The following is a 26,557-nucleotide window of genomic DNA, read 5'->3' as shown; positions in this document are numbered from 1 at the left end:
GAGGAAGGCAGGCACACCATGACCGCCACGCTTGAGACCCCAGCGGCCGTGTCCGACGTGGACGCCGCGGTGACCTTGTCCGGGGTGCGGAAGGTCTTCGGCCACGGTCCGGCCGGCGTCGTCGCGCTCGACGGCGTCGACCTGCGGGTCGCCCCGGGCGAGTTCGTGTGCCTGCTGGGCGCGTCCGGCTGCGGCAAGTCGACCTTGCTGAACCTGGTCGCCGGGCTGGACGCGCCCACCTCCGGCAGCATCGAGCTGACCACGTCCCGGCCCGCCGTGATGTTCCAGGAGGCCGCGCTGATGCCGTGGCTGACCGCGGCGCGCAACGTCGAGCTGCCGCTGCGGCTGGCGGGCCTCAAGCGGGGTCCGCGCCGGGAGAAGGCCAGCGAGCTGCTGTCGCTGGTGCGGCTGGTCGGCGCGGGCCACAAGCGCCCCCACGAGCTGTCGGGCGGCATGCGGCAGCGGGTGGCGCTGGCGCGCGCGCTGGCGTCCACGCTGGGCAGCGCCGAGGAGGGCACGCCCGGCCTGCTGCTGATGGACGAGCCGTTCGCCGCGCTGGACGCCATCACCCGCGACGTGCTCCAGGCGGAGCTGGTGCGGGTGTGGCAGGAGACGTCGACGGCGATCCTGTTCGTCACGCACGACGTGCGCGAGGCCGTGCGGCTGGGCCAGCGGGTCGTGCTGCTGTCCTCCCGCCCGGGCCGCGTGGTGCGCGAGTGGTCCACCGTGGACTGCGACGAGCCCGCCGTCATCGAAGACATCACGTCCCACCTGCGAGAGGTGATCAGCGGTCATGCCGCAGCTTGACACGGACCTCGCGGCGGTGGGCGCGGGCCTGGACGCGCTGGACGCGCCGTCGCAGGAGCAGCGGCCGTCGTGGCGCAGGCGGTTCCTGCGCACCGCCGTGCCGCCGCTGATCGCGTTCGCGGTGCTGCTCGGCGTCTGGCAGGCGCTGTGGGCGGCGGCGCTGTGGCCGGAGTACCAGCTGCCGTCGCCCTCCTCGGTGTGGGCGGCGGTGGCCGAGGCGATCGAGACCGGCCGCGCGTTCGAGGTGCTGTGGACCTCGGTCAGCCGCGCGGTGCTCGGCTTCCTCACCGCCGTGGTGATCGCCACTCCGCTGGGGTTGCTCATCGCCAAGGTGCGGGTGGTGCGGGCGGCCATCGGGTCGTTGCTGACCGGCCTGCAGTCGCTGCCGTCGGTGGCCTGGGTGCCGGCGGGCATCCTGTGGTTCGGCGCGACGCCCACGACCATCTACTTCGTCGTGCTGATGGGCTCGGTGCCGTCGATCGCCAACGGCCTGGTGTCGGGCGTCGACCAGATCCCGCCGCTGCTGCCGCGCGTCGGTCAGGCGTTGGGCGCGGGTCGGATGGCGGCGGCCCGGCACATCCTGCTGCCCGCCGCGCTGCCGGGTTACCTGGCGGGGTTGAAGCAGGGGTGGGCGTTCTCGTGGCGGTCGCTGATGGCGGCGGAGATCATCGCCACGTCGCCGCAGCTCGGTGAGGGACTCGGCCAGTACCTGCACAACGGCGCGTCGCTGAACGACATCTCGATGGTGATCGCCGCGATCTTCCTGATCCTGCTGGTCGGCGTGGGGATCGAGCTGCTGGTGTTCCGGCCGTTGGAGCGGGCGGTGTTGCGCGCGCGCGGATTGACGGGCGCGCTGTGACCGCGTTGGTGGCCGTGGCGCACGGCAGCCGTGATCCGCGCTCGGCGGCCGTGGTGCACCAGTTGTTGGACGTGGTGCGGGCGTTGGCTCCGTCGGTGGACGTGCGCGGGTCGTTCCTGGACCTCTCCGTGCCGCTGCTGGGTGACGTGCTGCGCGGGGTGTACGCGGACGGCCACCGCTCGGCCGTGGTGGTGCCGTTGTTGTTGGGCAAGGCTTTCCACGCGCGGGTGGACGTGCCGGGGGCGGTGGCGGACGTCCGGTTGCCCGGCTTGGCCGTGACGATCGCCGACGTGCTCGGGCCGGACCCCCGGCTGGAGTCGGCCGCCCTGCGCCGCTTGGCCTCGGTGGGCGTCCGTTCCCGTGACCGCACGCTCGGCGTGGTCCTGGCGGGCGCGGGCTCGTCCCACCCGCCGGCGAACGCCCTGGTGTCCTCCATCGCCGCCCGCTGGGCCGCCGGCTCCGGCTGGGCGGGCGTGGAGGCGGCCTTCGCCTCCGCCGCTCAGCCCGACGTCCCCGCCGCGGTCGCCCGCCTGCGCGCCGGCGGCGCCCGCCGCATCGCCGTGGCGTCGTGGTTCCTGGCACCGGGCTTCCTCCCGGACCGCGTGTCCCGGCTGGCCGGCGAGGGCGCGATCATCGCCCCGCCGCTGGGCCCGGACCCGGAAGTGGCCGAGCTGGTCCTCCACCGCTACCGCGCGGCCCTGACCGCCGACCTGGCCCGGACCGCCTGAGCTCACGACCCCGGTCGGACGCCGCTCACGCTCACGACGTGGCGGCACGGCAGTTCGAAGAACCAGGTCGTCGGCTCGTGCTCCAGGCGGCCGACCGGGCTGCCCTCGGCGCACTGCACCCGCGCCCGGGCGACGCTGCCGTCCCACGGAACGCCGGTCAGCACCACCTCGGCCGAGCCGAAGTGCAGGAACACGCTCACGGCCACGGCGAGGGCGATCACCGACCGGCAGGCCACCACCACCGGTCGCTCCCACCGCCGGGCGGGCACGGCGTCGAGACCCACCGCGATGGCGGCGAACAGGAACAGGCACGGGGCGATGCTGTAGCGCTGTCCGGCCAGCACCACCTCCGGGTGCTGCGCCTGAAGGCCGGCGCTCCAGTTGGCGGTCAGGGACACGACGATGACGAGTGCGCCGCACCCCACGCCGAGCAGCACCAGGAACCTGCCCGCCCGGTCGCCCCGCCGCAGGGCCAGCGCGATCGGCACGGCGGCGAGCGCGAGCACGGCCAGGATCACCGCGTTGCCGTGTTCCGGGTAGATCCGGGCGACCTGCTCCGACCCGGTGAACGCCACCACGGGCACCCGCAGCAGGCTCGCGAGCGCCACCTGCACCGGGTCGACCGCGTCGTGCGAGTACGGGTTCCGCTCGGCGAACAGGATCGCCACGCCTTGCGCCGGCGTCCCCGCGAGGAAGGCGATGGGCAGCTCCTTGCGCGGCAGCGCCAACCGCAGCACGGCGATCGGCGCCAGGACGAGCACCAGCGGGCTCGACACGGCCGCGAGGAACACGAACAGCGCGATCGGCAGGCGTGGGGCGTCGCGCCACAGCAGTGCCCAGAACACCCCGTACAACAGGAACCAGTGCAGGTTCGACATGTTGTTCAACGGCTCGGAGTTGCCGGCGGGCAGCACGACCACCAGCGCCGCGAGCGCGACCCGCAGCGGCGTCGAGCGCAGGTACGCGCGGGAGGCCGCGAAGGAGATCAGGGCGACCACGGCGCGCAGCACGGCCGCCGCGACCGCGAAACCCGCGGCGGCCCACTCCAGCGGGAGCAGCGCGACCAGTTCGGCCACCAGCCGGGGGAACGCGTGCAGGTAGCCGCCGTAGGGCTCGACCAGGTTCGAGAACGCGGGCGACGTGACCGCGTCCACCATGAACCGCGCGCCGTCCTCGGCCCACAGGTGGTCGAGCCGGGCCCGGCCGGCGGGGGTGAGGAGCAGGAACCCGAGCGCGGCGGCGAACGAGAGCAGCAAGCCCGCCGCGGTCCGCGCCCGCGACGCCGAAGGCGCGGGCGGCGGGGGCAGCAGACCGCCGGCGAGCGCGCGCAGCCCCGGTTGCCGGGTTCTCGGCCCGGCCTCGGTCGTCACCGTCACCCAGCGGCCCTCCCCAGACGCCCGTGGAACGGGTAGCGGAAAAGTACCGGTCTGCCGTCGGCGGTCGTGCGCCGGTGCCTTGCGACGTTCCCCGACCAGGTCGGGCACCGATTGCCCGGCCGGCACGAGTGCCGCGACCGGGATCAGCCGGCTACGAGAGCCGACCGCGCTCGTAGCGGGTCCACTGCTCCGCGGTCACGTTCGTGATCGGGGACGAGTTCAGCGCCGCCACCTCGGCCGAGTCGACGACCCACAGCTTGTCGTCCAGCACCAGCCCGACCTCGTTGTCCGGGGCGCGCACCGCCTGCGCCCCCGCGGGCACGCGGACCGCGACCGGCAGCGAGTCCACGACCGCCGGCCGTTGCGCCAGCACGCCGCGGGAGAACTTCACGGCCACCGAACGGCGTTCGAAGCGGACCACCTTGTTGCCGACCACCACGTCGGCCGTGTTCTCCGGGGACGGCACGGCGTAGCCGTCCAGCGCGCTGGCCTCGGCCGCCGTGGCGCAGCCCCGCAGGCCGACCGCGTCGAGGCCGAAGTGCCTGATGTCCGTCGGCGCGCCCGCGGCGCCGATCGCGGTGGCGCGCAGCACGTCCAGGGACACCCGGCCGCACGGGTCGGCCGGGTCGATCGGGGCGTGGCCTTCGGCGGTGCGCACCAACCCCGGCCCCTCCCGCCACACGCCGGGGATCAGCACCGGGTCGAACGGGTGACGGGTGAAGTCCTCGTCCCAGAACGTGACCGTGGTGCCCGCGTCGGTCTCGTGGGCGATCGCGAACGCCGACACGGCGTCGATCCACATCCAGTCCGCGCTGAACGCCTCGACCACCGAACGGGTGCGTGGCCGGTTCGTCGCGGACACCGGCGCCATCCCCGCCTCGGTCAGCGCCTCGACCCCCTTGCCGAACAGGGGGTCGCGGGAGCGGAGCACGAACTGGCCGGCGCCGTTCGGGTGGGACGCGCGGCCCGTGGTGTCGGTGAACATGAGGTAGAACCAGCCGTCGACGTGCACGGCGGACTGCTGGCCCGCGCCGTAGGTGTTCTCGCGGATGACGTCGTCGGACGGCACGACGATCGGCCGACCGTTGTTCGCGCGGGTCCAGACGACGCCGTCCGGGCTCGTCGCGACACCGATGGCGCTGCCGTTGGCGTGGTCGTCCCGCGACGCGGCCGTGTAGTACAGGTAGTAGGTGCCGCCGACGCGGATCACCGACGGGTCGCACACGTGCATCGCGTCGAACCCGCTGGAGCTGCCGGAGAAGACCGGGGACGCCGCGGTGAACGCCCCGTCCAGCGTCGACCCCTCGCTGTGGAGGATGTCGTCGCCGCCCGGCTGCGCGACGCTCAGCTGGCTGCACCACCACGCGCGGATCCGGCCGCCCTCGCTGAGCACGGAAGGCGCGTAGTTGTACGGCGCGTCCCCGGCGCCCCGCACCACGACGCCGGAGCTCTGCCGCGGCTCGTCCACCGCGAGCACGAGCTTCTCCCGAGGAGGCGGCGCCGGTGACGACGTGGCCTGCCGCGTCGGGGCGAGGCTGATCGAGTCGCCGCTCTCGACCGAGCCGACGCACGCCGTGACCGTGCCCGCGAGCACGCAGGCAGCCAGCAGCACGGACAGTCGTCGACCGGGGGGCATGTCGCCACTCTAGTGGGCGACTGATCCATATGGATGAAGAACGATGTCACCAACCGCTATGTCACGACGACGGCGAAAATCGATCGTCCGACCGTCACCCCTCGTCCGCGTCCAAGGCCTCCACCAGGCGTTCCATCACCTTGAGCGTGGTGCGCAGGTCGTCCGGGTCCACCTGGGCCGAGATCCGGTTGGTGAACGCGTGCTGGGCCTGGGCCAGGCGTGAGACGGCCTCGTAGCCCGCCGCCGTGGGGCGGAACAGCTTGGCGCGTTTGTGGGCCGGGTTCGGCAGGTACTCGGCCAGGCCCTTGGCCACCAGCAGGTCGGTGGTGCGCTGCACGCTCTGCCTGGTCAGGCTCATCTCGCGGGCGATGCCCGACACCGGCAGCGGTTCGCGCAGGACGGCGCCGAGGACCTGCCACCACGCGGCGGTCAGGCCGACCGGCTTCGTCATCACCTCCGCAGCCTCCAGGAAACCGCCGTAGAGGCGGAACGTGCGCATGACGACCTCGGTCAGCACGTCCCCCGCCTCGGTGCGGGGCTCGACCTCGGTCACGACACCGCGGCGACGAGCTTGCCGAACCACGAGGGGTCGCCCGTCCGGTACAGGCCGTACCACGCCTCCAGCACCGCCGGCTCGTAGAGGTCCAGCTCCACGAAGATCTCCCGCGCGAACTCCAACGCCGACGCCGCGCCCGCCGTGATCACGCCGTCCGCCCGCACCGCGCGCTCACCGCTGAACAGCGCCGCACCGGTGTACCCCGGCACGGCCTCCAGCTGCCCGACCACGTTGCCGCCGTGCGCGCGGTCGTTCAGCAGACCTTCGGCGGCCAGGCCGACCGTCGCGCCGCAGATGGCCGCCACCGGCACGCCCGCGTCCAGCCACCGCCGCGCCGCCGCGCCGAACACCGCGTTGTCGCCGCTCTCCCACGTGTCCGCGCCGGGCAGGATCAGCATCGCGCTGTCCGCCGGGTCGACGTCGGCCAACGCCAGGTCCGGCGTGATCCGCAGGCCGCCGATGGACGTCACCGGGTCGAGCGTCGCGCCCACGGTCCGCACCCGGTACCGGCCGGGCGCCTTCTGGAACTGCGGCGTGTTGATCTGCGCCGTCGCGTACCCGAACTCCCAGTCCGCCAGCGTGTCGTACAGGGCGAGGTGGACCGTCTCCGTTGTCATGACAGCATCCTGTCATTTTGACAGAGTGCTGTCAATTGTGCGGGATCGTAGAGTGCGGCCCATGGCAGACGAGCTGGTCCACTACGAGGTGCGGCGTGGCATCGCGACGATCACGCTGGACTCCCCCCACAACCGCAACGCCCTGTCCGCCCGGCTGCGCGCCGAGCTGATCGGGCACCTGGAGACCGCCACGGCCGACGACGCCGTGCGCGTGGTCGTGCTGAGCCACACCGGACCGGTGTTCTGCTCCGGCATGGACCTCAAGGAGGCGGGCGGCGCGAGTGCCGGTGAGCAGGGGGTCAACGAGTTCCCGGCGATCCTGGAGCGGCTCTGGACCAGCCCGAAGCCCGTGGTGGCACGGCTCGCGGGTCCCGCGCGCGCGGGCGGCGTCGGCCTGGTCGCGGCGTGCGACATCGCGGTCGCGGTGGACACGGCCACGTTCGCGTTCAGCGAGGTCCGCATCGGCGTGGTGCCCGCCGTCATCTCGGTGACCGTGCTGCCCCGCCTGCTGCCCCGTGCCGCGCACGAGCTGTTCCTGACCGGCGAGACGTTCGCCGCGCCGAAGGCCGTCGCCATCGGCCTGATCAACTCCGCCGTGCCCGCCGACGGCCTCGACGCCGAGGTCACCCGCTACACCGACATGCTCGCCCTCGGCGCGCCCACCGCCCTGGCCGCCACCAAGCGGATGCTCCAAGAGCCCCGGTCCACCGACCTGGGCGAGGTGTTCGCCGACATGCTGGCCCTGTCCGCACGGCACTTCGGCGGCCCCGAGGGTCAGGAGGGCATCGCCGCGTTCGTCGGCAAGCGCAAGCCGTCCTGGGTACCGAAGGAAGAGGCGGGCGCGGAGGTCTAGTCGGTGTAGACGACGGTCAGGACGCGGTCGCCCAGGTCGGCGGTTCGGGCGACCGCGTCCGCCAGCACGGCTTCCACGGCGTCGTCGCCGCCCTCCCACTCCAGCACGTGCTCGCCCTCGGGCAGCCACGACAGGTCGGTCAGGCAGTCGTACAGCGCGTCCAGGTTGTGCCCGAACCAGTCGGGGAAGCTCAACGCCTCCGCGATGGCCCCGATGGCGGCCTTCTTCGAGCGCGCGCCCCGGCGCACCACGTGCCGGTAGGTCATTCGTCCACGTCCACGACGACGAACGACTCGTAGTGGTCGGCGGTGTAGTACACCTCGTCGGACGACCCGGTCACCAGCCGCCGCGCGCCGCGGTCGTCGCTGCCCGGCGTGGGCACGGTGTACTCCCGGTAGTAGTCGGAGGGTTTGGCCGGCAGCACCTTCTCGCGGTTCTGGAACGTCACGCCGTCGTTGCGCGGGTACGGGAACGGCCCGCCCTTGCCGATCAGCTCCCACGTGGCCTCGACCTGCGCGGGCAGGCTCGACAGCGGCTCGACCGGCAGCCCGGAGCCCGCGCCCGGCACCGAGGCCGAGGACGACGACGAGGGCGGCGCCGGGTCCGACGACGTGCCGGTGAGGTCCTTGGCGAAGTAGCCGACCACGACCAGCGCGATCAGGCCGAGCAGTGCGACGGAGAGCCGCCGGGCGGGAGTCACGGTTCCAGAGCCTACGAAGGCTCGCCCGCCTCCACCTTCCGGGGCTGCGCGTCGGCAGCCGGCGGCGGGACCTTGGGCACCGGGTTGAACCTGGTCGAGGCGTTGTCCACGACGCGGTCGATCAGCCGGGCCACCCCCAGGCACAACGGCAGCAGCACGCACATGAGCAGCGCGAACTGGAACGGGAACGCCAGCTGCGCCAGCCACAGCTCGACCCCGTCCCACCACTGCTCGAACGCGTCAACCACGCCGTCGAGCCTAGTCCCGTGACGCGCTTCACCGCACACGGATCACTACCACTCGGTAAGTTGCCCGCATGTTCGCCGTCTACGCAGCCGAGCCGAGCCCGCAAGACCCGATCGCCGCCCTGCGCGTGGGCGAACGACCGGAGCCCGAAGTGCCGGAGGGTTGGGTGAAGGTGGCCGTCAAGGCGGCGAGCCTCAACATGCACGACCTCTGGACGCTGCGCGGCGTGGGCATCAAGCCGGAGCAGTTCCCGATGACCCTGGGCTGCGACGGCGCGGGCGTGCTGGAGGACGGCACGGAGGTCGTGCTGCACTCCGTGATCGGCGACCCGGACTGGTCCGGTGACGAGACGCTCGACCCGCGCCGCACCCTGCTCACCGAGAAGCACCAGGGCACGTTCGCCGACTACGTCGTGGTCCCCGGGCGCAACGCGCTGCCGAAGCCGGCGGGGCTGAGCTTCGCCGAGGCGGCGTGCATGGGCACGGCGTGGCTGACCGCGTACCGGATGCTGTTCGTGAACTCGGGGCTGCGGCCGGGGCAGACGATGCTGGTGCAGGGCGCGTCCGGCGGGGTGTCGACGGCGCTGGTGCAGCTGGGCCGTGCGGCGGGCTTCCGCGTGTGGGTGACCGGCCGCACCGAGGAGAAGCGCGCGCTGGCCGGGAGCCTGGGCGCGCACCAGACCTTCGAGTCCGGCGCACGGCTGCCCGAACGGGTGGACGCGGTGTTCGAGACCGTCGGCAAGGCCACCTGGTCGCACTCGATGAAGGCGCTCAAGCCGGGCGGCACGCTGGTCATCTCCGGCGCGACGAGCGGTGACGCGTCGGCGGCCGAGCTGCCTCGGCTGTTCTTCCTCCAGCTGCGGGTGGTCGGCTCGACCATGGGCACGCGCGCGGAGCTGGGCGACCTGCTCTCGTTCTGCGACCTGACGGGCCTGCGCCCGCAGATCGGCGCGGAGCTGCCGTTCGAGCGGGTCGAGGAGGGCTTGCGCGCGATGCTCGACGGCGAGACCGCGGGCAAGATCGTCTTCACGCGCGGCTGAACTTCGTCAACCCGTACGCCCGCACAAAAACCACTCCCTCGAATGGTGCAATCGAACAAACCCGGTGACGACCGACCGGCGTACGGTTCGCCGCACACCAATCCACCGAGGGAGCTGGACGAATGACGGTGCAGGACGGATTCGGCCGTGGCAGCGGCGTGTTCCGCCGCAAGCCGATCGAGCAGATCGGCGACGAGAAGACGGCGCTGACCCGGACCTTGGGGCTGTGGCAGCTCACCGCGATCGGCATCGGCGGCATCATCGGAGCGGGCATCTTCTCGCTGGCCGGCGCCGTGGCCAACAAGACCGCGGGCCCCGCCGTGCTCATCTCGTTCCTCGTCGCGGGCATCGCCAGCGCGGCGGCCGCGTTCTCCTACGCGGAGTTCGCGGGCCTGATCCCCAAGGCGGGCTCGGCCTACACCTACGGCTACGCCGTGCTCGGCGAGATCGTCGGCTGGTTCATCGGCTGGGACCTCCTGCTGGAGTACACCGCGATCGTGGCCGTGGTGGCGATCGGCATCAGCGGCTACTTCAACGAGTTGCTGAACCTGCTCGGCATCGACCTGCCGGTGTGGATGCTCGGCGCACCGGGCACCGAGACCGGCGACGTCGCGGCGGGCAGCTACAAGGTCAACCTGTTCGCCGTGCTGCTGTGCCTGCTGATCGCCTTCGTGCTCAACACGGGCATGAAGAACGCGGCCCGCTTCGAGACGATCCTCGTGTACCTCAAGGTCGCCGTGGTGCTGCTGGTGATCGTGGTCGGCGCGTTCCACATCAACACCGACAACTACAACCCGTTCTTCCCGTTCGGCATCTCCGGCGCGCTCACCGGCGCGGCCACGGTGTTCTTCGCGGTGTTCGGCTACGACGCGATGAGCACGGCGGCCGAGGAGTCGAAGGACTCCCAGAAGCACATGCCGAAGGCGATCATCTACTCGTTGGCCGTCTCGATGGTGCTGTACGTGCTGGCCTGCCTCGTGCTCACCGGCATGGTGAACTTCAAGGACGTGGACGCGGAGAGCGCGTTCGCCTCGGCGTTCGCCGACATCGGCCTGCCCGCGCTGGGCATCATCATCTCGGTCGGCGCCGTGCTGGGCATCACGACGGTGCTGTTCACGTTCCTGATGGGCGCGGCCCGGGTCGGCTACTCGATGTCGCGCGACGGCCTGCTGCCGAAGTGGTTCGCCAAGACCCACCCGGTCAAGCACGTGCCGACGCGCACCACGTGGGTGCTCGGCGTCGCGTCCGCCGTCATCGCGGGCTTCCTGCCGATCGCCGAGGCCGCCGAGCTGACCAACATCGGCATCCTGCTGGCGTTCGTGGTGGTCTGCGTGGCGGTGATCGTGCTGCGGTACAAGCAGCCGAACCTGCCGCGCACGTTCAAGACGCCGGGCATGCCGGTCGTGCCGATCATCGGCGTGGTGTTCTCGCTGTGGCTGATCACGTTCCTGGCGCCGGAGACCTGGCTGCGCTTCGGCGTCTGGTTCCTCATCGGCCTGGTCGTGTACTTCGCCTACAGCAGGCGCAGGTCAGTGCTCAACAACCCCTCGGACGTCGAGGACTGAGTCGCACCACCCGTCGACCACGTCGGCGAGCACGGCCATCGGCAGCGGCCCGCCGCCCAGCACGAGGTCGTGGAACGCCTTGATGTCGAAGCGGTCGCCCAGCCTCCGCTCCGCCTCACCGCGCAGGCGCTGGATCTCCAGCCGCCCCACCATGTAGGACAGCGCCTGCGCGGGGTTCTCGATGTACCGGTCGACCTCGGAGAAGATGTCCACGTCCGGCATGACGGCGTTGGCGCGCAGGTAGTCCACGGCCTGCTGCCGCGTCCAGCGCAACGCGTGCAGACCGGTGTCCACCACCAGGCGCGCGGCGCGCAACGAGTCGCCCGCGAGCATCCCGAGGCGTGCCACGTCGTCGCTGTAGAGGCCCATCTCGTCGGCCAGCCGCTCGGCGTAGAGCGCCCAGCCCTCCAGGTAGGACTCGATGGACGCGAACCGGCGCAGCACCGGCAGGTCGTCGAGCCGCTGGGCCAGCGCGATCTGGAAGTGGTGGCCCGGCACGCCCTCGTGGAACGCGGTCGACTCGGCGCTGAACCGCTCGCGCAGCCCGGACTGGTGGGTGTTGACGAAGTAGGTGCCCGGCCGGGAGCCGTCCAGCGCCGGGTCCATGTAGTAGGCCAGCGGGGCGTTCGGGGCCTCCGCCTCCGGCACCACCTCGACCACGCACCGAGCCTGCGGCACCGTGCCGAACCAGTCGCCCGAGACCTCCTCGGCGCGCGCGATGCACGCGGCGGCCAGCTCCACCATCTCCTCGGCGCCGCTCCAGCGCAGCTCCGGGTCGGCGAGCAGGCGCGCGCGCACGCCGGCGGCCGGGGTCGGGCCGAACACCCGGCCGCCGATCTCCTCGTACTCCCGGTCCAGCTCCTCGATCAGGTTCAGGCCGATCCGGTGCAGCTCCTCGGGTGTGTGGCCGGTCGTGGTGTACATGCGGACCAGGTCGGCGTAGACCAGGTCGCCGTCGGGCAGCCAGCACAGGCCGGGCCGGTCCTCGCCGCGACCGCGCTCGACCACCTCGGCGCGCAGGAAGTCGCGGTAGCGGGTGATGGCCGGGCGCACGGTCTCGTGCAGCAGCCGGGCGCACACCTCGGCGTACGGGCCGTCCCGCAACGGGAGGCCGAGCGCGTCCTCGTCGTCGGCCAGGTAGCGGTCGACGCGGTGGATCGCGGCCTCCACCAGGTGCCCGACCGGGGGCCGGGTCGAGTCGCGCTGCCTCCGGGTGAGCGCGTCCAGGTAGGCGGGCAGCGACGACAGCCGGGTCAGGTACGCCTGCCGCGCGTCGTCGTCGGTCGGGCGGACCAGCGGCAACGCGCCCAGCACCACCGCGAACGGCGCGGTGAGGCCTTCGGCGTGCGTGTGCTCGACCAGGTTCGCGTCGAGGCGGTGCACCAGGCTCCACGCCTGCTGCACGACCACCGCGCGCGTCACCGGGTCGTCGTCCTCGGCGCGCACCCGCCGCGCGATGTCCTCGGCACGGGCGCGCAGCACGAGTCCGCCCTCGACGCTCGGATCGGGCAGCCGGTGGTCCCAGCCCGGGATGCCGAGCAGCGTCGCCATGACGGGGTCGGCGTCCAGGACGAGGGTCAGCATCTCGTCGGCGAGTTCACGCGCGGTGGTCACGTCGCCATTCTGTGGTGCTACACCGGCGAAATGCGCGTGATCGCGACGGAAAGGGCTTGGCGCGCCTCGGCGACCAGCCTCGCCACCACCTCGGCGGCCGGGGCCGGTCGGACCAGCGCGTAGGTCTGCCCGGCCCACAACGACATCAGCTCCGGGTCGCCGGTCGCGCGCACCGGCCGGGTCAGGTGGTGCACCTCCGGGTACGCGGCGGGGGCCTGCTCCTGGTTGTCCACCAGGAACCGGTTCACCAGGCCGCGCGCCGGACGTCCGCTGAACGCCCTGGTCAACGCGGTGCGGCGGGTTCCCTCGGCGAGGGCCTGGCGGTGCGCGGCGGACGTGCCCGCCTCCGGGGTCGCCAGGAACGCGGTGCCGAGCTGCGCCGCGACCGCGCCCGCGGTGATCACGGCGGCCACGTCCGCGCCGTGCACCAGGCCGCCGGCGGCGATCAGCGGCAGGTCCACCTTGGCGCGGACCAGCCGCAAGGCCGCCAGCACGCCGAACAGCTCGCCGCCCCCGGGCGAGACGCCGTCGTCGGCGAACGTGCCGCGGTGCCCGCCCGCCTCACTCCCCTGCACGCACAACGCGTCCGCGCCGATCTGCGCCGCCTGCGCGGCTTCGTGCGGTGTGGTGACCGTGACGACGACCGTCGAGCCGGCCGCGTGCAGCCGGTGCACGTCCTCGGGGTTCGGCAAGCCGAACGTGAACGACACGACCGGGACGCGCAACGCCATCACGAGTTCGAGCTTGGCGGCGTAGGCGTCGTCGTCCCACCGCGGTTCGCCCGGCTCGGTCGGCGACTGCTCCTTGACGCGGTCGCGGTAGCCGGACAGGTCGGTGGTGGACCGGGGGCCGGGCACGAACAGGTTCACCCCGTACGGCCGGTCGGTCAGCGCGGTGGTCGCGGTGATCTGCTCGGCGACCGCCTCGACGGACAGGTAGCCGGCGGCCAGGAACCCGAGGCCACCCGCCCGGCCGACCTCGGCCACGAGCGCGGGGGTGGACGCCCCGCCGGCCATCGGCGCGGCGATGACGGGCACTTCGAGTCGGTCCAACATGGCGCCGACCCTAACCCGCGCCACGCCTCCGGTCACGTAGTCGCAGGTCCACGGCGTCCTTGCGCAAAACGGCGCCTTCCGAACGCAGGACTCTCGCGAGAGTCCTGCGTTCGGAACGCGAGAGTCCTACGTTCAGGACGCGAGAGTCCTACGTTCAGGAGCGGTGTGTCGTGCTCGCCGGGCGGGACAACGGGCAACCTCCAGGGGCCACCACGTCGTCGTAGAGGGCATGCCCAACACCCATCCACGGCGGGACGCGTTGCGGTTCGGCGCGTTCGCAGGCGTGGCGCTGCTCGCGCCCGCGCTGCCCGCGTCGTCCGCCGAGGCCTCGACCCCGCACTTCCGGCACGGTGTCGCGTCCGGCGACCCGCTGCCCGAGCGGGTCGTCCTGTGGACCCGCGTCACGCCCACCGAGGACAGCGCGCCCGGTTCCGGCGCGGGCCCGACCGCGGTGGTCGGCTACGAGGTGGCCGAGGACGCGCGGTTCCGCCGAGTCGTCCGGCGCGGCGAGGTCACCACCGGCCCCGACCGCGACCACACCGTCAAGCCGGACGTCGACGGCCTGCGCCCCGGCCGCTGGTACTTCTACCGCTTCACCTTCGCCGGCGGGCACTCCCCCGTCGGCCGCACCCGCACCGCGCCCGCCCACCACGCCGAGGTCGACGGGCTGCGGTTCGGCGTCGTCTCCTGCTCCAGCTGGGTCGCGGGCCGCTTCGCCGCCTACCGGCACCTCGCCGAGCGCGACGACCTCGACGCCGTCGTGCACCTGGGCGACTACCTGTACGAGGACTACATCGGCACCCGGTCCCGCGATCACGAGCCTCCGGGCGAGGCGCGGTCGCTGACCGACTACCGGGTCCGGCACGCCCAGTACAAGACCGACCCGGACCTCCGAAAACTGCACGCCACCTACCCGTGGATCATCACGTGGGACGACCACGAGTGGGCGGAGAACGCCTGGTCCGGCGGCTCGCCCGACCACGACGAGACGACCGAGGGCACGTGGGCGGACCGCCGTGCCGCCGCCATGCGCGCCTACCACGAGTGGATGCCCGTGCGGCTCGACGGCGACCGGGTCTACCGCCGCCTCCGCTTCGGCACGCTCGCCGAGCTGACCATGCTCGACCTGCGCTCGTACCGCAGCCGGCAGGTGGACCAGGAGCAGGTGGGCGACCCCGGCCGCACGCTCACGGGTCCGGACCAGATGGCGTTCCTGCGCGACGGCCTGCTGCGCACCGACGTCCAGTGGAAGCTGATCGGCAACCCGGTGATCTTCTCGCCGCTGCTCGTGCCGCCCGTGCCGCAGGCAGGGGCCGTGACGCGGCTCGTCGGACCGACGATCAACAACGACCAGTGGGACGGCTACCCGCGGGACCGCGACGCGGTGATCGCGCTGCTGGCCGAGCACGACGTGCGCGACACCGTGTTCCTCACCGGTGACGTGCACAGCTCGTGGGCGTTCGACGTGCCGGTGGACGAGGCGCTGTACCCGCTGACGAAGACCATCGCCACCGAACTGGTCGTCCCGTCGGTCACCTCGGACAACGTCGACGAGCTCACCGGCTCGCCGCCGCGCACCACGTCGTTGGCGCTGGAGGCCGCGCTGGTCGGGCTGAACCGGCACCTGAAGTGGGTGGAGCTGGACTCGCACGGCTACACCGTGCTGGACGTGCGGCGCGAGCACGTGCGGATGAGCTGGTACTTCCTGGCCGACCGCACCCGCTCCGACTCGCCGGCCGCGGTGGCGAAGACGGTGACCGTGCCGTCCGGCACGCAGCGGATCGGCTAGCGACGGCGCCGTCCCTCCCGTGGCGTGACGGGAGGGACGGCGTCCACCGCGCTACGGCAGCGTGTCCAGGTGCGGGGCCACCGCGTTGGCGAACTGCCAGTTGTTGACGGCGTCCCAGTTGATCGACCACGTCATCGCGCCGCGGATGCCCGGCCAGGTCTGCGCGGGCTTGAACGAACCGCAGTTCGTGCCCTTGGCCAGGCAGTTCAACGCCGCGTTGACGTTCGCGGGCGACTGGTAGCCGCCGCCGGCGCCCGACGGCGAGGCGGGCAGGCCCAGGCCCACCTGGTCGGGGCGCAGGCCGTTCTGCAACTGGATGCAGGCCAGCGCCACCAGGAAGTCCACCGTGCCCTGGGAGTAGACCTTCTGGTCGCAGCCGAGCATCGAGCCGGAGTTGTAGTACTGCATGTTGACCACCGTGAGGATGTCCTTCACGGCCAGCGCCAGCTTGAAGTACTCCGCGCCGGTGGACTGCATGTCGATGGTCTGCGGGGCCATCGCGATGACCTTGCCGCCGCCCGCGTGGATGGCGCGCAACGCCTGCGCCATGTAGGTGGCGTTGACGCCGTTCTCCAGGTCGATGTCCACGCCGTCGAACCCGTAGTTCGCGATGAGGGTCTTGACGCTGTTGGCGAAGTTCGTCGCCGCGGTGGAGTTGCCGACGCTGATCGTGCCCTTCTCGCCGCCGACGGAGATGATCACCTTCTGGCCGCGTGCCTTCAGGGTGCGGATGTCGGCCTTGAACTGCGCGTCGGTGTAGCCGCCGAGCTTGCTCGACAACGTCGGGTCGAGGGTGAACGAGACCGCGCCCGGCGTGGTGGTGGCGTCGGCGAACGCGATGGCCACGATGTCGTACGTGGTGGGCACGTCGGCGAGCTTGAGCAGGCGCGAGCCGTTGTCGAAGTTGTGCCAGTAGCCGGTGAGCGCGTGCTTGGGCAGCGACGGGTCCGGGTTGCCGGTCGTCGTGGTCGTGGTGGTGGTCGTCGTCGTGGTGGTGGTCGTGGTGCTCGTGCTCGTGCTGGTGGTGGTGCTCGTCGGCGGGGTGCCCGGTCCGTCGAGGCTCACGTCGTCGGCGTAGAAGGTCGGCTGGCCGTACCAGCCGTGCACGTAGATGGTGACGCTGGTGCTCGCGCCGGTGGTGAAGTCGATCGAGAGCTGGCTGAAGCCCGTCGAGCCGGGCGTCCACGTGCTCTTGTCGCCGCTGCCGGTGCCGCTCACGCCGAGGTACACGTAGCTGCCCTGGACCCACGCGGACAGCTTGTAGGCGGTGTTGGCCTGCACGGAGATCGTCTGCGAGCAGCGGGCGTTGTCCTGGCCCGCCGGGGTGCCCGCCAGGGCGTGCGTGCCGCTGCGCTTGGTCGTGGTCGCCGCCGTCGCCGCGGCGCTGCACGTCCACCCGCCCGTGCCGCCCTCGAACCCGGGGTTGGCGACCAGGTTGGCGGCCGACGCGCTGCCCACGACCACCAAGGTCAGGCCCGCGATGGCCAGCACACCCGCCAGCACCGCGCCCAGTGCGCGTCTCGTCCTCGAAAGCACGTCCACCTCCACGTTCTCGTCGGCGGCCAAAGCCCAGCACAGGTGACGTGGGCCACCCGAAAAATGGACTAGACCACTAGGTCTTGTCAAGGGTGTGAACAATGATCCGATGACGTTCACCGTTGATGACGCGATCCGGATCGCGCGGGCGGCCCACGAGGGACAGGTCGACAAGTCCGGCCAGCCGTACATCGGCCACCCGCTGCGGGTGATGGGCCGGGTGGCCGGCGAGCACGCGCGCATGGCGGCCGTGCTGCACGACGTGGTCGAGGACACCGCGGTCACCGCCGACGACCTGCTGGCCGCCGGGTGCCCGCCGGAGGTGGTGGCGACCGTCCTCGCGCTGAGTCACCGCGAGGGCGAGACGCAGGAGGACTACCTGGCACGGGTGCTGACCGACCCGGTCGCGGTGGAGGTCAAGCGGGCCGACATCGCCGACAACACCTCACCACCGCGGCTGGCCCTGCTCGACACCGCCACCCAGGACCGGCTGCGGGCGAAGTACTCCCGGGCACTGGACGTCCTGGGCCGGTGACGTGGCCTTCACGCCACCGTGACACTTGCGGCGGAGATCACGCCGTATTTGGTCGCGCAAGCCCCTGACGTGCGGCAAGATAGTAGGTGAACCGATACAGAGAGACGATCGAAAGGCGACATGACCAACCCTCTGAAGACCGTTCGCACGTACTTCGCCACCCGTCGGCAGCTTCGCGAGCGTGAAGCCGAGCTGAACCGCGAGCTGGCCACCTACGACACCCCGAGCGCCCGGATGGACATGGAAGCCATCCTCGCCCGGCACTCCAGCCACGAGGCGCGCGAGATCGAAGCGATCCTCCGCCGCCAGGCGCTCAGCACCACTCTGCGCAACCAGAGCTGAGCCGCCGCACCCCTTCGAGGGCCTTCAGGACAGGGACGTCCTGAGGGCCCTTCCGTCATTCCAGGGGCCGGTCGTACAGCGTGCCGAGCAGTTCGGCGGGCACGATCCGCACCGGGAACGGCAGCATCGCGTCGAACGCCTTCTCCCCCTGCACCTCGGCCACCTGCTCGTAGCGGCCTTCGGCGTTTAGTTCGAACGCGGTCAGCTTGGGGTCCTGCGGATCGATGATCCAGTAGCTGCGCACCGCGATGCGCTCGTACACCGCCTTCTTGAGGGTGAGGTCGTACAGCTCCGTTTCCGGCGACAACACCTCGACCGCCAACAGCGGCGCGACCGGCAGCGCCTCCTCGGTGAAATCCTCTACGGGGGCCACCAGGAAGTCCGGCTGCACCTCCGTCGACTCGGACGGACGCACCGCGAGTGGACCCGGAAGTGCGAGCAGCCTGTCGGGGCAATCGGCGCCCAGGGAGACGATCAGTCCCATGACCACCATCTGATGCCGAATGCCGGGCACCGGACTGACGTGCAGCATCCCGTCAATGAGTTCATAACGACGGCCGTCATCAAGAATCATCGTTGCCTCCTCCTCCAAGTCGGTGCGCCAACCATGGCAGAGGAAACCCTCGAGAACGCCAATTCGCGCCGACCCGTCACCCGAAGATGTGCCGGTCGGCGCGAATGGGGCCGGTGGTCCTACTTCTTGCCCTTGTCCTTGCCGGAGTCGTCGGTGGACAGCGCGGCGACGAAGGCTTCCTGGGGGACCTCGACGCGGCCCACCATCTTCATCCGCTTCTTGCCTTCCTTCTGCTTCTCCAGCAGCTTGCGCTTGCGCGTGATGTCGCCGCCGTAGCACTTCGCGAGCACGTCCTTGCGAATGGCGCGGATCGTTTCGCGGGCGATCACGCGGGCGCCCACGGCCGCCTGGATCGGCACCTCGAACTGCTGCCGGGGGATCAGCTCGCGCAGCTTGGAGGCCATCCTGGTGCCGTAGGCGTAGGCGTAGTCCTTGTGCACGATGGCGCTGAACGCGTCCACCGGCTCGCCCTGCAGCAGGATGTCGACCTTCACCAGCTCGGCGTCCTGCTCGCCCGACTCCTCGTAGTCCAACGACGCGTAACCGCGCGTGCGCGACTTCAGGGCGTCGAAGAAGTCGAAGATGATCTCGCCGAGCGGCATGGTGTAGCGCAGCTCGACGCGGTCCTCGGACAGGTAGTCCATGCCGCCCAGCTGACCGCGCTTGGCCTGGCACAGCTCCATGATCGCGCCGATGTACTCGCTCGGCGCGATGATCGTGCACTTGGTGATCGGCTCGTACACCTCGGCGCGCTTGCCGTCCGGCCAGTCGGACGGGTTGGTCACCACGTGCTCGGTGCCGTCGTCCATGACCACGCGGTAGACCACGTTGGGCGCGGTGGAGATCAGGTCGAGGCCGAACTCGCGCTCCAGCCGGTCGCGGGTGATCTCCAGGTGCAGCAGGCCGAGGAAGCCGCACCGGAAGCCGAAGCCCAGGGCGGCCGACGTCTCCGGCTCGAACGTCAGCGCGGCGTCGTTGAGCTGGAGCTTCTCCAGCGCCTCGCGCAGGATCGGGTAGTCCGAGCCGTCCACCGGGTACAGCCCGGAGTAGACCATCGGCCGCGGCTCGCGGTACCCGGCCAACGGCTTCGTGGCGCCGTTCTTCTCCGCCGTCACGGTGTCGCCGACCTTGGACTGGCGCACGTCCTTCACGCCGGTGATCAGGTAGCCGACCTCGCCGACGCCCAGGCCGACGCTCGGCTTCGGCTCGGGCGAGATGATGCCGACTTCCAGCAGCTCGTGCGTCGCGTTGGTGGACATCATCCGGATCCGCTGGCGCGGGGTGATCTTCCCGTCGACCACGCGGATGTAGGTGACCACGCCGCGGTAGGTGTCGTACACCGAGTCGAAGATCATCGCGCGGGGCGGCGCGTCGGCGTCGCCGACCGGCGCGGGCACGCGCTTGACGACCTCGTCCAGCAGCGCTTGGACGCCGAGACCGGTCTTGGCCGAGACGCGCAGCACCTCCTCGGGCTCGCAGCCGACGATGTGCGCGAGCTCCTTGGCGTACTTGTCCGGGTCCGCCGCGGGCAGGTCGATCTTGTTCAGCACCGGGATGATGGTGAGGTCGTTCTCCATCGCCAGGTACAGGTTGGCGAGCGTCTGCGCCTCGATGCCCTGCGCGGCGTCGACCAGCAGCACGGTGCCCTCGCACGCCTCCAGCGCCCGCGACACCTCGTAGGTGAAGTCGACGTGACCCGGGGTGTCGATCATGTGCAGCACGTGGTCCTGGCCGTTGACCTGCCACGGCAGCCGCACGTTCTGGGCCTTGATGGTGATGCCGCGCTCGCGCTCGATGTCCATGCGGTCGAGGTACTGAGCGCGCATGGCGCGTCCCTCGACGACGCCGGTGAGCTGCAGCATGCGGTCGGCCAGGGTCGACTTGCCGTGGTCGATGTGCGCGATGATGCAGAAGTTCCGGATCAGGTCCGGAGGCGTGAACGTCTGGTCGGCGAACGTGGTCACTCAGGTTCCTCGCACACGAAGGACGGGGGATCGACCCATCTTCTCACGTCACGGGGTCGCGGCGTCCCGCGCGTACGTGACCGAGACCATATGCTGCCCGCCGTGTACGCGAACGGTGAAGACGCCCGCCCTTCGAGGGGCGCGGTGCGCGAGGTCCACACGGCCGCGGTGGCGGCCACCCTGGAGTACTCCCCCGACCTGGACGGCCTGGCCGACCCGGGCGAGGTGGTGTGGGCCTGGGTCCCCTTCGAGGAGGACCCGGATCGCGGCAAGGACCGGCCGCTGCTGGTCGTCGGCCGCCACCGCCGGGCGCTGCTCGGCCTGATGCTGACCAGCAGGACCCCCGACCCGCACGAGCTGGACGACTGCCTCGACCTGGGCTCCGGCCGCTGGGACCGCGACGGCAGGCGCTCCTACCTGCGGTTGGACCGGGTCTTCGAGCTGGCCGAGGACGACATCCGCCGGGAGGGCTCGGTGCTGGAGCCGGAGCGGTTCTCGCTGGTCGTGGACGCGCTGCGGCGAATGGGCTGGCGCTGACCCCCACCCCGGACCGCCCTCGGGGCGATCCCCGATGCGACCGGGGCTCGCCGTGACGACGCTGGGGACATGGCGAACAACCTGGCGAAGGCGTTGGACGCGGCGTTCGGGCACCCGCGCGGCAAGGTGGGCGAGCTGGGCGGCCGGGTCATGGCCGTGCTGAACGCGAAGGTCGAGGAGGACGTCGCCGAGCTGGCCGCGCCGACGTCCGAGGAGGTCGTGCTGGTGCTCGGCCCCGGTCCCGGCGTCGGGCTCAAGCTGGCCGGCGACCGCGCGCTCAAGGCGATCGGCGTCGACCCGTCGCAGGTCATGCTGGACGAGGCGCGCGAGCGGTGCGCCGAGCTGATCGTGGCCGGCCGGGTGGAGCTGTGCGAGGGTGCGGCGACGCGGACGGGCCAGCCCGAGGGCTCGGTGGACGTGGTGGTCTCGGTGAACAACCTCCAGCTGTGGGGCAACCGGCCGGCCGCGTTCCACGAGCTGTTCCGGGTGCTGCGGCCCGGTGGCAGGCTGGTCGTCTCGGTGCACCGGCGGGCGCTGGACACCTCCGAGTACGACCTGATCCGGGAGGCCGAGGCGGCGGGGTTCGCCGGGGTGCGCACGTCGTTGCACCAGTACGGCGGCGTGATCGGGCCCGCGGTGCGGCTACTGGCGCACGTCCCGGCGTAGCGGGTGGTCGGCGGGCACCTCGACCAGCACGATCCGCCTGCCGTCCGGGTCGGCGATCCACAGCTCGTCCAGGCCCCACGGCTCGCGCCGGGCGGGCCGGACGACGTGCTCGGCGAGCTCTTCGGCGGCCCGGGCCAGGTCACGTACCTGGAGCCACAGCTGGGTGGCGTCCGTCGGGTGCCCGGCCGAGGCGCCGGAGACCTCCAGGAACCCCTGGCCGAGGAAGAACACCGTGCCGCCGGGGAACTCCCGGGACACGGCCAGGCCCAGCACGTCCCGGTAGAACGCCCGCGCGCGCTCCGGCTCGGGGGAGCGGACGAGGACGCGGCTGCTCAGGATCTCCACGCCGTCCAGGCGATCACACCTCCAGCTCCAGCGCCATTCGCAGGTGGGACTCGTCCCGGCCGACCTCGCGCCAACCCCGGGCGAGGTAGAAGCGCCGCGCCCGGTGGTTGTGCGCGAACACGTCCAGGCGCGCGGTCGTGACGCCGAGGTCGCGCAGGGCGTCCACGGCGGCATCGTGCAGCGCGAGGCCGACGCCGTTGCCCCAACGCGCGGGGGCGACGTGCAGGAGCCCCAGCTCACCGCCCGCCCTGACCTGCGCGAACCCGGCGAACTCGTGGTCCAGGTCGGCGCACAGCCACACCCTGCCCGGCTGGTCGAAGATGTCGTCGCCGAGGGACCGCGCCGACCGCTCCCACTCGGCCAACTCCTCCTCTGGCAGGTGTCCGTCGTAGTAGCTGCGCCGCGCCCGCACGTAGACCTCGACCAGCGGCGCGAGGTCGTCTGCGCGGGGTGGGCGCACGGTGATCGTCCTCATGCGGTCAGGGGCGTCGAGCCGCCGGTGGGGTTGTCCGGACCTCGTGCTCCGGCACGTCCGCCGCGAGGAACGACAGCAGCCGCCGGCCCTCCCGCTCCACCTCGTCCACCGCGGTCAGTCGGTGGAACGGCCGCAGCTCCAGCGTGGCGACCTCCTTGGTCCGGTGCAGCTTCCAGTCGCCCGCCGTGACGCCGTCGACCAGGAAGAACTGCGGCACGGGACCGTGCGGGTCGTACCGCTGGGCGCGCACGTCGTCGGTGACGACCCGGCGGCGGTCGGCGTGCGAGAGCAGCACGTTGTCGAAGTCGTACAGGAACCTCGGCGGCGCGGGCACGTCCTCGTCCGGCCGGGGCGCGTCGGGCAGGTCGACCAGCTCCTGGCCGTCCTCGTCGCGCAGCCGCAGCAGCGGCAGCCCCTCGACCACCTCGCGCAGCCTGGTGAGGCCGGACCAGGTCTGCACGTCCTTCACCGTCGCGGGACCGAACGCGGCGAGGTAGCGCAGCACCAGGTCGCCCACCGACGGCCGCTCCGCCACCGGCGCGCCCAGCCACGTCTCCGCGCTGGTGTGCGCGATCGTGCCGCTGCGGCCCCACACCCCGCGCGGCGGCACCTGCACCAACGGCACCAGGCACCGGATCGCGTAGGCCAGCGACGCGGGCGCGCGGTCCGGCCACCGCTCGTGCAGCAGCGCGCCGAGCTCCTTGTTGGTGCGCGGCTTCTCGGCCAGCAACGTGCGACCGGCGGCCACCACGGCGTCCACGTCCAGCCCGCGCATGTCCCGGCCGTGGGTGAAGTTGCGGAACAGGTCGCGGTCGAGCACGGGCTGGACCACCGGGCGCAGCGCGAGGGCGTCCGCGGCGGTGACCAGGTGGATCGTCGACCGCATCACGGCGATGCGCACCAGCTCCCGGTCCACGAGCAGGTCCGCGGCCCGGTCGGGGGTGAAGCCGGCGATCCGCGACCACAGGCCCGTGTACCAGGTGTGCGGCGTCTGGGCCTGCAACCCGACGAGGTGCGCGACGACCTCGGGCACGGCGGCCTCGGTGCGGGCCAGCAGGAACTGGCGGGCCAGGGTGGCTCGGCCGAGGGCGCGACGGCTCAGTACCGGGGTCATGGGGCCACCGTAGGACCCATCGCGGTCAACTCCTGTCCTCATAGCGCGACCGGCTTGCCCGCCGACCTGGAAAAGTGATATCACTTTGCTAGGCAAGCGATATGACATCGAGGGGTGGAACATGGACGTCACCGACATCGCGGTGCAGATGCCGGTCCCGGTCGTCCGGGAGAAGGAAGCACGCGCGCCGTCCGGGTGGGGCGTGCTCGCGGGCGTGGTGGTCGGGGCGCTGGCGAGCGCGGCGCTGATCGCGTTCGGCTCGATCCCGGGCGACGACGGGCCCTCCGTCCCGGCGATCGTGGCCGGCGCCCTGCTGATCGTCGGCACCACCGTCGCGTCCATCGGGTTGTTCACCGTCGCGCCGGGCGAGTCGCGGGTGCTCCAGTTCGCCGGCCGCTACACCGGCACCGTCCGCGAGGACGGCCTGCGCTGGGCGAACCCGTTCACCACGAAGGTGAAGGTGTCGACCCGGATCCGCAACCACGAGACCGCGACGCTGAAGGTCAACGACGCGGACGGCAACCCGATCGAGATCGCCGCCGTGGTGGTGTGGCAGGTGGAGGACACCGCGCGGGCGATGTTCGAGGTGGACGACTTCGTGCGGTTCGTCGGCATCCAGACCGAGACCGCGGTGCGCCACATCGCGACCAGCTACCCGTACGACAACCACGACGAGGCCGGGTTGTCCCTGCGGGAGAACGCGGACGAGATCACCGAGACGCTGTCGGTGGAGATCTCGGCCCGCGTGCAGTCCGCCGGGGTGAAGGTGATCGAGTCCCGGCTCACGCACCTGGCATACGCTCCGGAGATCGCGCACGCGATGCTGCAGCGCCAGCAGGCGGGCGCGGTGGTCGCGGCCCGGTCGCGGATCGTGGAGGGAGCGGTCGGCATGGTCCAGCTCGCGCTGGCCAGGCTCGCCGAGGAGGACGTGGTGGAACTGGACGAGGAGCGCAAGGCGGCGATGGTGTCGAACCTGCTGGTCGTGCTCTGCGGCGACCGATCCACCCAGCCAGTGGTCAACGCCGGGTCGTTGTACACCTGAGGTGGCCGAGCGCAAGAGCGTCCTGCTGCGCCTCGACCCGGCGGTGCACGACGCGCTGACGAGGTGGGCGAACGACGAGCTGCGCAGCACGAACGCGCAGATCGAGTTCCTGCTGCGCCGAGCGCTCGCCGAAGCCGGTCGCCTGCCCACCGGCGCGGCCGACCAACCCAGGCGCGGCCGGCCCCGCAAGAGCGACGGGAACGGCTCGACCGGATGACCGACGCCGTCGGTGCGGCTCCATCGCACCGACGGCGTTCGCGTGCCACCCGGTCGGGCGTTGATCGACTCGCGGAGCGTGACGGCCGGTGCGACTGTTGGCCAGGTGAGCGAGATGGACTCCCCGTACCCGCCAGGCACACCCGCGTGGGTGGACATGATGACCACCGACCGTGAGGCCACCATGGAGTTCTACGGCGGCCTGTTCGGCTGGGACTTCGAGATCGGCGGCCCGGAGACCGGGCACTACACGATGGCGCTGGCGCGCGGCCTGCCCGTGGCGGGGTTCGGCGAGATGCCGTCGGACGTGATGTTCCCCGTGGTGTGGACGACCTACCTGGCCACCGACGACCTGGACGAGTCGGTGGAGAGGCTCAACGCCAACGGCGGCAAGGTGCTCGTGCCGGAGTTCGACACCGGCGGGCCGGGACGCGGCGCGATCGCGGTGGACCCCTACGGCGCGGCGTTCGGGCTGTGGGAGGCGGGCACGCACATCGGCGCGTACGTGGTGAACGAGCCCGGCTCGGTGATCTGGAACGAGCTGGCCACCCGCGACGCGTTCGGCGCGGCGGAGTTCTACCAGCAGGTGTTCGACGTGGGGCTGGACCCGCTGCCCGACTTCCCGTACACCCAGCTGCGGGTGGAGGGGCGCGCGGTGGCGGGCGTGTTCGGGATGGTCAACGAGATCCCGGCCGAGATCCCGCCGCACTGGATGACGTACTTCGCGGTCACCGACGCCGACGCGGCGGCCAGGCGGGTGAGCGAGCTGGGCGGCGTCACGGTCGGCGACGTGGTCGAGTCGAGGTTCGGCCGGTTCACCACGGTCGGCGACCCGATGGGCGCGACGTTCCGGCTCATCCAACCGCCGCCTTCCACCCCAGACTGACCACGAGCGCGACCACGACGGTGAGGAACACCCGGCGCACGAACGCCGAGCCGCGCCGCACCGCCAGCCGGGCGCCGAACACCGCGCCGGTCACGTTGCACAGCGCGAGCACCAGGCCCAGGCCCCACAACACCTTCCCGGCCGGGATGAAGTAGAGCAGCGCGCCCAGGTTGGTCGCCACGTTGACGATCTTGGCCGTGGCCGACGCGCGCAGGAACGCGAACCCGACGAGACCCACGAGCAGGAACACCAGGAACGCGCCCGTGCCCGGACCGGCCAAGCCGTCGTAGAAGCCGATCAACGCGCCGCCCAGGGCCATCACCACGACCTGCGCGAAGCGCGTGAACCTCGGCGCCTCGGCCACGCCCAGCTCCGGCTTGCGCCACGTGTAGAGGCCGACGCCGACCAGCGCGACGAGCACCACGCCGTTGAGCACACCGGGCGCCAGCGCCCCCGCGAACGCCGCGCCGCCCACCGCCCCCGCGAACGCGGCCGTCGCCATCGGCAACGCCGAGGACCAGTCGATCGTGGTCTGCCGGGCGTAGGTGCGCACCGCCGCCGCCGTGCCGACCACGGAGGCGATCTTGTTGGTGGCCAGCGCGTAGAGCGGCTGGCCGCCGGGCGCGATCAGCAGCAGCGCGGGCAGCTGGATCAGCCCACCGCCACCCACCACCGCGTCGACCGCGCCCGCGAGGGCGGCGGCCAGGCAGAGGAACACCAGGGCGGCGAGCGAGATGTGCCCGAAGCCGGGCCAGTCGAGTGCGGCGGTCACCCGTTCAGAGTAATCGGACGGTTGTACTGCTTTTTCCGTGGTGCGTCCTACGTGGCTGGTAGTGGACATGGGAACGCTCCCAAATGGTCCGTTCAGCCCTGTTGTGCCTCAGG

Annotated in this window: 30 protein-coding genes; 14 read left to right on the top strand and 16 right to left on the bottom strand. The window is 71.8% G+C overall.

Going from position 1 to position 26,557, the window contains the following annotated elements; all coding sequences use genetic code 11:
- The first annotated feature begins 18 nt into the window (after nt 1-18).
- Genes ACQPYE_RS07415 through ACQPYE_RS07405 form a run of 3 tightly spaced genes read left to right on the top strand, consistent with a single transcriptional unit; the run spans nt 19 to nt 2,394 of the window.
- Complete coding sequence (locus ACQPYE_RS07415; RefSeq protein ID WP_498720181.1) at nt 19-807, top strand: ABC transporter ATP-binding protein; 789 nt, start codon at nt 19-21, stop codon at nt 805-807.
- Nucleotides 794-1,666: an ABC transporter permease gene (locus tag ACQPYE_RS07410; protein WP_498720180.1), complete on the top strand. Its 873-nt coding sequence runs from the start codon at nt 794-796 to the stop codon at nt 1,664-1,666. The genes ACQPYE_RS07415 and ACQPYE_RS07410 overlap by 14 nt, the downstream gene beginning before the upstream one ends.
- Nucleotides 1,663-2,394 carry a sirohydrochlorin chelatase gene (locus tag ACQPYE_RS07405; RefSeq protein ID WP_498720179.1) on the top strand — a complete coding sequence of 244 codons (732 nt, stop codon included), beginning with the start codon at nt 1,663-1,665 and terminating at the stop codon, nt 2,392-2,394. Before ACQPYE_RS07410 ends, ACQPYE_RS07405 begins: the two co-directional genes overlap by 4 nt.
- Before the next feature lie 2 nt (nt 2,395-2,396).
- Here the strand turns inward: ACQPYE_RS07405 and ACQPYE_RS07400 are convergent, their stop codons facing one another.
- From ACQPYE_RS07400 to ACQPYE_RS07385, 4 genes are all read right to left on the bottom strand, one after another.
- Entirely contained in the window at nt 2,397-3,770 is a 1,374-nt protein-coding gene (locus ACQPYE_RS07400) for a hypothetical protein (RefSeq protein ID WP_498720177.1), read from the bottom strand.
- 151 nt (nt 3,771-3,921) lie between these two features.
- Nucleotides 3,922-5,406, bottom strand: coding sequence for a glycoside hydrolase family protein (locus tag ACQPYE_RS07395; RefSeq protein ID WP_498720175.1), 1,485 nt, complete (start codon nt 5,404-5,406; stop codon nt 3,922-3,924).
- Between the two features lie 94 nt (nt 5,407-5,500).
- Nucleotides 5,501-5,959 carry a MarR family winged helix-turn-helix transcriptional regulator gene (locus ACQPYE_RS07390; RefSeq protein WP_498720174.1) on the bottom strand — a complete coding sequence of 153 codons (459 nt, stop codon included), beginning with the start codon at nt 5,957-5,959 and terminating at the stop codon, nt 5,501-5,503.
- Complete coding sequence (locus tag ACQPYE_RS07385) at nt 5,956-6,579, bottom strand: DJ-1/PfpI family protein (RefSeq protein ID WP_498720172.1); 624 nt, start codon at nt 6,577-6,579, stop codon at nt 5,956-5,958. The genes ACQPYE_RS07390 and ACQPYE_RS07385 overlap by 4 nt, the downstream gene beginning before the upstream one ends.
- Nucleotides 6,580-6,640: 61 nt before the next feature.
- On the opposite strand from ACQPYE_RS07385, the gene ACQPYE_RS07380 reads away from it, so the two are divergent.
- Nucleotides 6,641-7,432, top strand: a complete 792-nt coding sequence (locus ACQPYE_RS07380) for an enoyl-CoA hydratase-related protein (protein ID WP_498720171.1) — start codon at nt 6,641-6,643, stop codon at nt 7,430-7,432.
- On the opposite strand, the gene ACQPYE_RS07375 is transcribed toward ACQPYE_RS07380, so the two are convergent.
- Genes ACQPYE_RS07375 through ACQPYE_RS07365 form a run of 3 tightly spaced genes read right to left on the bottom strand, consistent with a single transcriptional unit; the run spans nt 7,429 to nt 8,380 of the window.
- Entirely contained in the window at nt 7,429-7,698 is a 270-nt protein-coding gene (locus ACQPYE_RS07375; RefSeq protein ID WP_498720170.1) for a barstar family protein, read from the bottom strand. The two genes, ACQPYE_RS07380 and ACQPYE_RS07375, sit on opposite strands and share 4 nt — an antisense overlap.
- A complete protein-coding gene (locus ACQPYE_RS07370) occupies nt 7,695-8,132 on the bottom strand; it encodes a guanyl-specific ribonuclease (RefSeq protein ID WP_498720169.1) in 438 nt (145 codons plus the stop codon). Before ACQPYE_RS07370 ends, ACQPYE_RS07375 begins: the two co-directional genes overlap by 4 nt.
- An 11-nt stretch (nt 8,133-8,143) precedes the next feature.
- Nucleotides 8,144-8,380 carry a hypothetical protein gene (locus ACQPYE_RS07365; RefSeq protein ID WP_498720168.1) on the bottom strand — a complete coding sequence of 79 codons (237 nt, stop codon included), beginning with the start codon at nt 8,378-8,380 and terminating at the stop codon, nt 8,144-8,146.
- Nucleotides 8,381-8,448: 68 nt separating this feature from the next.
- Between ACQPYE_RS07365 and ACQPYE_RS07360 the strand changes: the two genes are divergently transcribed.
- Both ACQPYE_RS07360 and ACQPYE_RS07355 read left to right on the top strand, forming a co-directional pair.
- Nucleotides 8,449-9,417 carry a zinc-binding dehydrogenase gene (locus tag ACQPYE_RS07360; RefSeq protein WP_498720166.1) on the top strand — a complete coding sequence of 323 codons (969 nt, stop codon included), beginning with the start codon at nt 8,449-8,451 and terminating at the stop codon, nt 9,415-9,417.
- 122 nt (nt 9,418-9,539) lie between these two features.
- A complete protein-coding gene (locus ACQPYE_RS07355) occupies nt 9,540-10,982 on the top strand; it encodes an amino acid permease (protein ID WP_498720165.1) in 1,443 nt (480 codons plus the stop codon).
- Here the strand turns inward: ACQPYE_RS07355 and ACQPYE_RS07350 are convergent.
- Together ACQPYE_RS07350 and ACQPYE_RS07345 are read right to left on the bottom strand one after the other, a co-directional pair.
- A complete protein-coding gene (locus ACQPYE_RS07350) occupies nt 10,947-12,596 on the bottom strand; it encodes a DUF885 domain-containing protein (RefSeq protein ID WP_498720164.1) in 1,650 nt (549 codons plus the stop codon). The two genes, ACQPYE_RS07355 and ACQPYE_RS07350, sit on opposite strands and share 36 nt — an antisense overlap.
- 17 nt (nt 12,597-12,613) lie before the next feature.
- Complete coding sequence (locus ACQPYE_RS07345; RefSeq protein WP_498720162.1) at nt 12,614-13,651, bottom strand: NAD(P)H-dependent flavin oxidoreductase; 1,038 nt, start codon at nt 13,649-13,651, stop codon at nt 12,614-12,616.
- 229 nt (nt 13,652-13,880) lie between these two features.
- Here ACQPYE_RS07345 and ACQPYE_RS07340 point away from each other — a divergent pair, with 229 nt between their 5' ends.
- Nucleotides 13,881-15,440, top strand: a complete 1,560-nt coding sequence (locus ACQPYE_RS07340) for an alkaline phosphatase D family protein (RefSeq protein ID WP_498720160.1) — start codon at nt 13,881-13,883, stop codon at nt 15,438-15,440.
- 51 nt (nt 15,441-15,491) lie between these two features.
- On the opposite strand, the gene ACQPYE_RS07335 is transcribed toward ACQPYE_RS07340, so the two are convergent.
- Nucleotides 15,492-16,976: a chitinase gene (locus ACQPYE_RS07335; protein WP_498720158.1), complete on the bottom strand. Its 1,485-nt coding sequence runs from the start codon at nt 16,974-16,976 to the stop codon at nt 15,492-15,494.
- 109 nt (nt 16,977-17,085) lie between these two features.
- Here ACQPYE_RS07335 and ACQPYE_RS07330 point away from each other — a divergent pair, with 109 nt between their 5' ends.
- Both ACQPYE_RS07330 and ACQPYE_RS07325 read left to right on the top strand, forming a co-directional pair.
- On the top strand, nt 17,086-17,511 hold the full coding sequence (locus tag ACQPYE_RS07330) for an HD domain-containing protein (protein ID WP_498720156.1): 426 nt from the start codon (nt 17,086-17,088) through the stop codon (nt 17,509-17,511).
- A gap of 120 nt (nt 17,512-17,631) precedes the next feature.
- Nucleotides 17,632-17,853 (top strand): hypothetical protein, encoded by a 222-nt coding sequence (locus tag ACQPYE_RS07325; RefSeq protein WP_498720154.1) that lies wholly within the window; start codon nt 17,632-17,634, stop codon nt 17,851-17,853.
- Nucleotides 17,854-17,908: 55 nt separating this feature from the next.
- On the opposite strand, the gene ACQPYE_RS07320 is transcribed toward ACQPYE_RS07325, so the two are convergent.
- Complete coding sequence (locus tag ACQPYE_RS07320) at nt 17,909-18,427, bottom strand: Uma2 family endonuclease (protein WP_498720151.1); 519 nt, start codon at nt 18,425-18,427, stop codon at nt 17,909-17,911.
- A gap of 119 nt (nt 18,428-18,546) precedes the next feature.
- Nucleotides 18,547-20,391 carry a translation elongation factor 4 gene (gene lepA, locus ACQPYE_RS07315; protein ID WP_498720149.1) on the bottom strand — a complete coding sequence of 615 codons (1,845 nt, stop codon included), beginning with the start codon at nt 20,389-20,391 and terminating at the stop codon, nt 18,547-18,549.
- Between the two features lie 102 nt (nt 20,392-20,493).
- On the opposite strand from lepA, the gene ACQPYE_RS07310 reads away from it, so the two are divergent.
- Both ACQPYE_RS07310 and ACQPYE_RS07305 read left to right on the top strand, forming a co-directional pair.
- A complete protein-coding gene (locus ACQPYE_RS07310; protein WP_498720147.1) occupies nt 20,494-20,928 on the top strand; it encodes a type II toxin-antitoxin system PemK/MazF family toxin in 435 nt (144 codons plus the stop codon).
- A gap of 69 nt (nt 20,929-20,997) precedes the next feature.
- Nucleotides 20,998-21,594 carry a class I SAM-dependent methyltransferase gene (locus tag ACQPYE_RS07305; RefSeq protein ID WP_498720145.1) on the top strand — a complete coding sequence of 199 codons (597 nt, stop codon included), beginning with the start codon at nt 20,998-21,000 and terminating at the stop codon, nt 21,592-21,594.
- Here the strand turns inward: ACQPYE_RS07305 and ACQPYE_RS07300 are convergent.
- Genes ACQPYE_RS07300 through ACQPYE_RS07290 form a run of 3 tightly spaced genes read right to left on the bottom strand, consistent with a single transcriptional unit; the run spans nt 21,571 to nt 23,528 of the window.
- On the bottom strand, nt 21,571-21,939 hold the full coding sequence (locus tag ACQPYE_RS07300; protein WP_498720143.1) for a VOC family protein: 369 nt from the start codon (nt 21,937-21,939) through the stop codon (nt 21,571-21,573). The genes ACQPYE_RS07305 and ACQPYE_RS07300 overlap by 24 nt on opposite strands.
- A 13-nt stretch (nt 21,940-21,952) precedes the next feature.
- On the bottom strand, nt 21,953-22,414 hold the full coding sequence (locus tag ACQPYE_RS07295; RefSeq protein WP_498720141.1) for a GNAT family N-acetyltransferase: 462 nt from the start codon (nt 22,412-22,414) through the stop codon (nt 21,953-21,955).
- 4 nt (nt 22,415-22,418) lie between these two features.
- Complete coding sequence (locus ACQPYE_RS07290) at nt 22,419-23,528, bottom strand: winged helix DNA-binding domain-containing protein (RefSeq protein WP_498720139.1); 1,110 nt, start codon at nt 23,526-23,528, stop codon at nt 22,419-22,421.
- Between the two features lie 121 nt (nt 23,529-23,649).
- On the opposite strand from ACQPYE_RS07290, the gene ACQPYE_RS07285 reads away from it, so the two are divergent.
- From ACQPYE_RS07285 to ACQPYE_RS07275, 3 genes are all read left to right on the top strand, one after another.
- The gene (locus tag ACQPYE_RS07285; protein ID WP_498720137.1) at nt 23,650-24,570 is read left to right on the top strand and encodes an SPFH domain-containing protein; all 921 of its coding nucleotides are present in this window, start codon (nt 23,650-23,652) and stop codon (nt 24,568-24,570) included.
- 1 nt (nt 24,571) lies between these two features.
- Nucleotides 24,572-24,787 carry a type II toxin-antitoxin system antitoxin gene (locus ACQPYE_RS07280; protein ID WP_498720136.1) on the top strand — a complete coding sequence of 72 codons (216 nt, stop codon included), beginning with the start codon at nt 24,572-24,574 and terminating at the stop codon, nt 24,785-24,787.
- A gap of 114 nt (nt 24,788-24,901) precedes the next feature.
- Nucleotides 24,902-25,672 carry a VOC family protein gene (locus ACQPYE_RS07275; RefSeq protein ID WP_498722855.1) on the top strand — a complete coding sequence of 257 codons (771 nt, stop codon included), beginning with the start codon at nt 24,902-24,904 and terminating at the stop codon, nt 25,670-25,672.
- Here ACQPYE_RS07275 and ACQPYE_RS07270 read toward each other — a convergent pair.
- Complete coding sequence (locus ACQPYE_RS07270; protein WP_498720134.1) at nt 25,641-26,444, bottom strand: sulfite exporter TauE/SafE family protein; 804 nt, start codon at nt 26,442-26,444, stop codon at nt 25,641-25,643. The two genes, ACQPYE_RS07275 and ACQPYE_RS07270, sit on opposite strands and share 32 nt — an antisense overlap.
- Nucleotides 26,445-26,557 lie beyond the last annotated feature (113 nt).

Origin of the sequence: Actinosynnema sp. CA-299493 (assembly GCF_050946825.1) — a bacterium.
Taxonomy (GTDB): domain Bacteria; phylum Actinomycetota; class Actinomycetes; order Mycobacteriales; family Pseudonocardiaceae; genus Actinosynnema.
The sequence above is the reverse complement of the archived record's forward strand: the minus strand, read 5'-3'. Positions and strand labels throughout refer to the sequence as shown.

What these genes read in the sequence shown, in the direction of transcription:
- ACQPYE_RS07415 (WP_498720181.1), top strand. Translation starts at nt 19, where the DNA reads ATGACCGCCACGCTTGAGACCCCAGCGGCCGTGTCCGACGTGGACGCC.
- ACQPYE_RS07410 (WP_498720180.1), top strand. Translation starts at nt 794, where the DNA reads ATGCCGCAGCTTGACACGGACCTCGCGGCGGTGGGCGCGGGCCTGGAC.
- ACQPYE_RS07395 (WP_498720175.1), bottom strand. Translation starts at nt 5,406, where the DNA reads ATGCCCCCCGGTCGACGACTGTCCGTGCTGCTGGCTGCCTGCGTGCTC.
- ACQPYE_RS07385 (WP_498720172.1), bottom strand. Translation starts at nt 6,579, where the DNA reads ATGACAACGGAGACGGTCCACCTCGCCCTGTACGACACGCTGGCGGAC.
- ACQPYE_RS07380 (WP_498720171.1), top strand. Translation starts at nt 6,641, where the DNA reads ATGGCAGACGAGCTGGTCCACTACGAGGTGCGGCGTGGCATCGCGACG.
- ACQPYE_RS07375 (WP_498720170.1), bottom strand. Translation starts at nt 7,698, where the DNA reads ATGACCTACCGGCACGTGGTGCGCCGGGGCGCGCGCTCGAAGAAGGCC.
- ACQPYE_RS07360 (WP_498720166.1), top strand. Translation starts at nt 8,449, where the DNA reads ATGTTCGCCGTCTACGCAGCCGAGCCGAGCCCGCAAGACCCGATCGCC.
- ACQPYE_RS07355 (WP_498720165.1), top strand. Translation starts at nt 9,540, where the DNA reads ATGACGGTGCAGGACGGATTCGGCCGTGGCAGCGGCGTGTTCCGCCGC.
- ACQPYE_RS07345 (WP_498720162.1), bottom strand. Translation starts at nt 13,651, where the DNA reads ATGTTGGACCGACTCGAAGTGCCCGTCATCGCCGCGCCGATGGCCGGC.
- ACQPYE_RS07340 (WP_498720160.1), top strand. Translation starts at nt 13,881, where the DNA reads ATGCCCAACACCCATCCACGGCGGGACGCGTTGCGGTTCGGCGCGTTC.
- ACQPYE_RS07330 (WP_498720156.1), top strand. Translation starts at nt 17,086, where the DNA reads ATGACGTTCACCGTTGATGACGCGATCCGGATCGCGCGGGCGGCCCAC.
- ACQPYE_RS07325 (WP_498720154.1), top strand. Translation starts at nt 17,632, where the DNA reads ATGACCAACCCTCTGAAGACCGTTCGCACGTACTTCGCCACCCGTCGG.
- ACQPYE_RS07320 (WP_498720151.1), bottom strand. Translation starts at nt 18,427, where the DNA reads ATGATTCTTGATGACGGCCGTCGTTATGAACTCATTGACGGGATGCTG.
- ACQPYE_RS07305 (WP_498720145.1), top strand. Translation starts at nt 20,998, where the DNA reads ATGGCGAACAACCTGGCGAAGGCGTTGGACGCGGCGTTCGGGCACCCG.
- ACQPYE_RS07295 (WP_498720141.1), bottom strand. Translation starts at nt 22,414, where the DNA reads ATGAGGACGATCACCGTGCGCCCACCCCGCGCAGACGACCTCGCGCCG.
- ACQPYE_RS07290 (WP_498720139.1), bottom strand. Translation starts at nt 23,528, where the DNA reads ATGACCCCGGTACTGAGCCGTCGCGCCCTCGGCCGAGCCACCCTGGCC.
- ACQPYE_RS07285 (WP_498720137.1), top strand. Translation starts at nt 23,650, where the DNA reads ATGGACGTCACCGACATCGCGGTGCAGATGCCGGTCCCGGTCGTCCGG.
- ACQPYE_RS07275 (WP_498722855.1), top strand. Translation starts at nt 24,902, where the DNA reads ATGGACTCCCCGTACCCGCCAGGCACACCCGCGTGGGTGGACATGATG.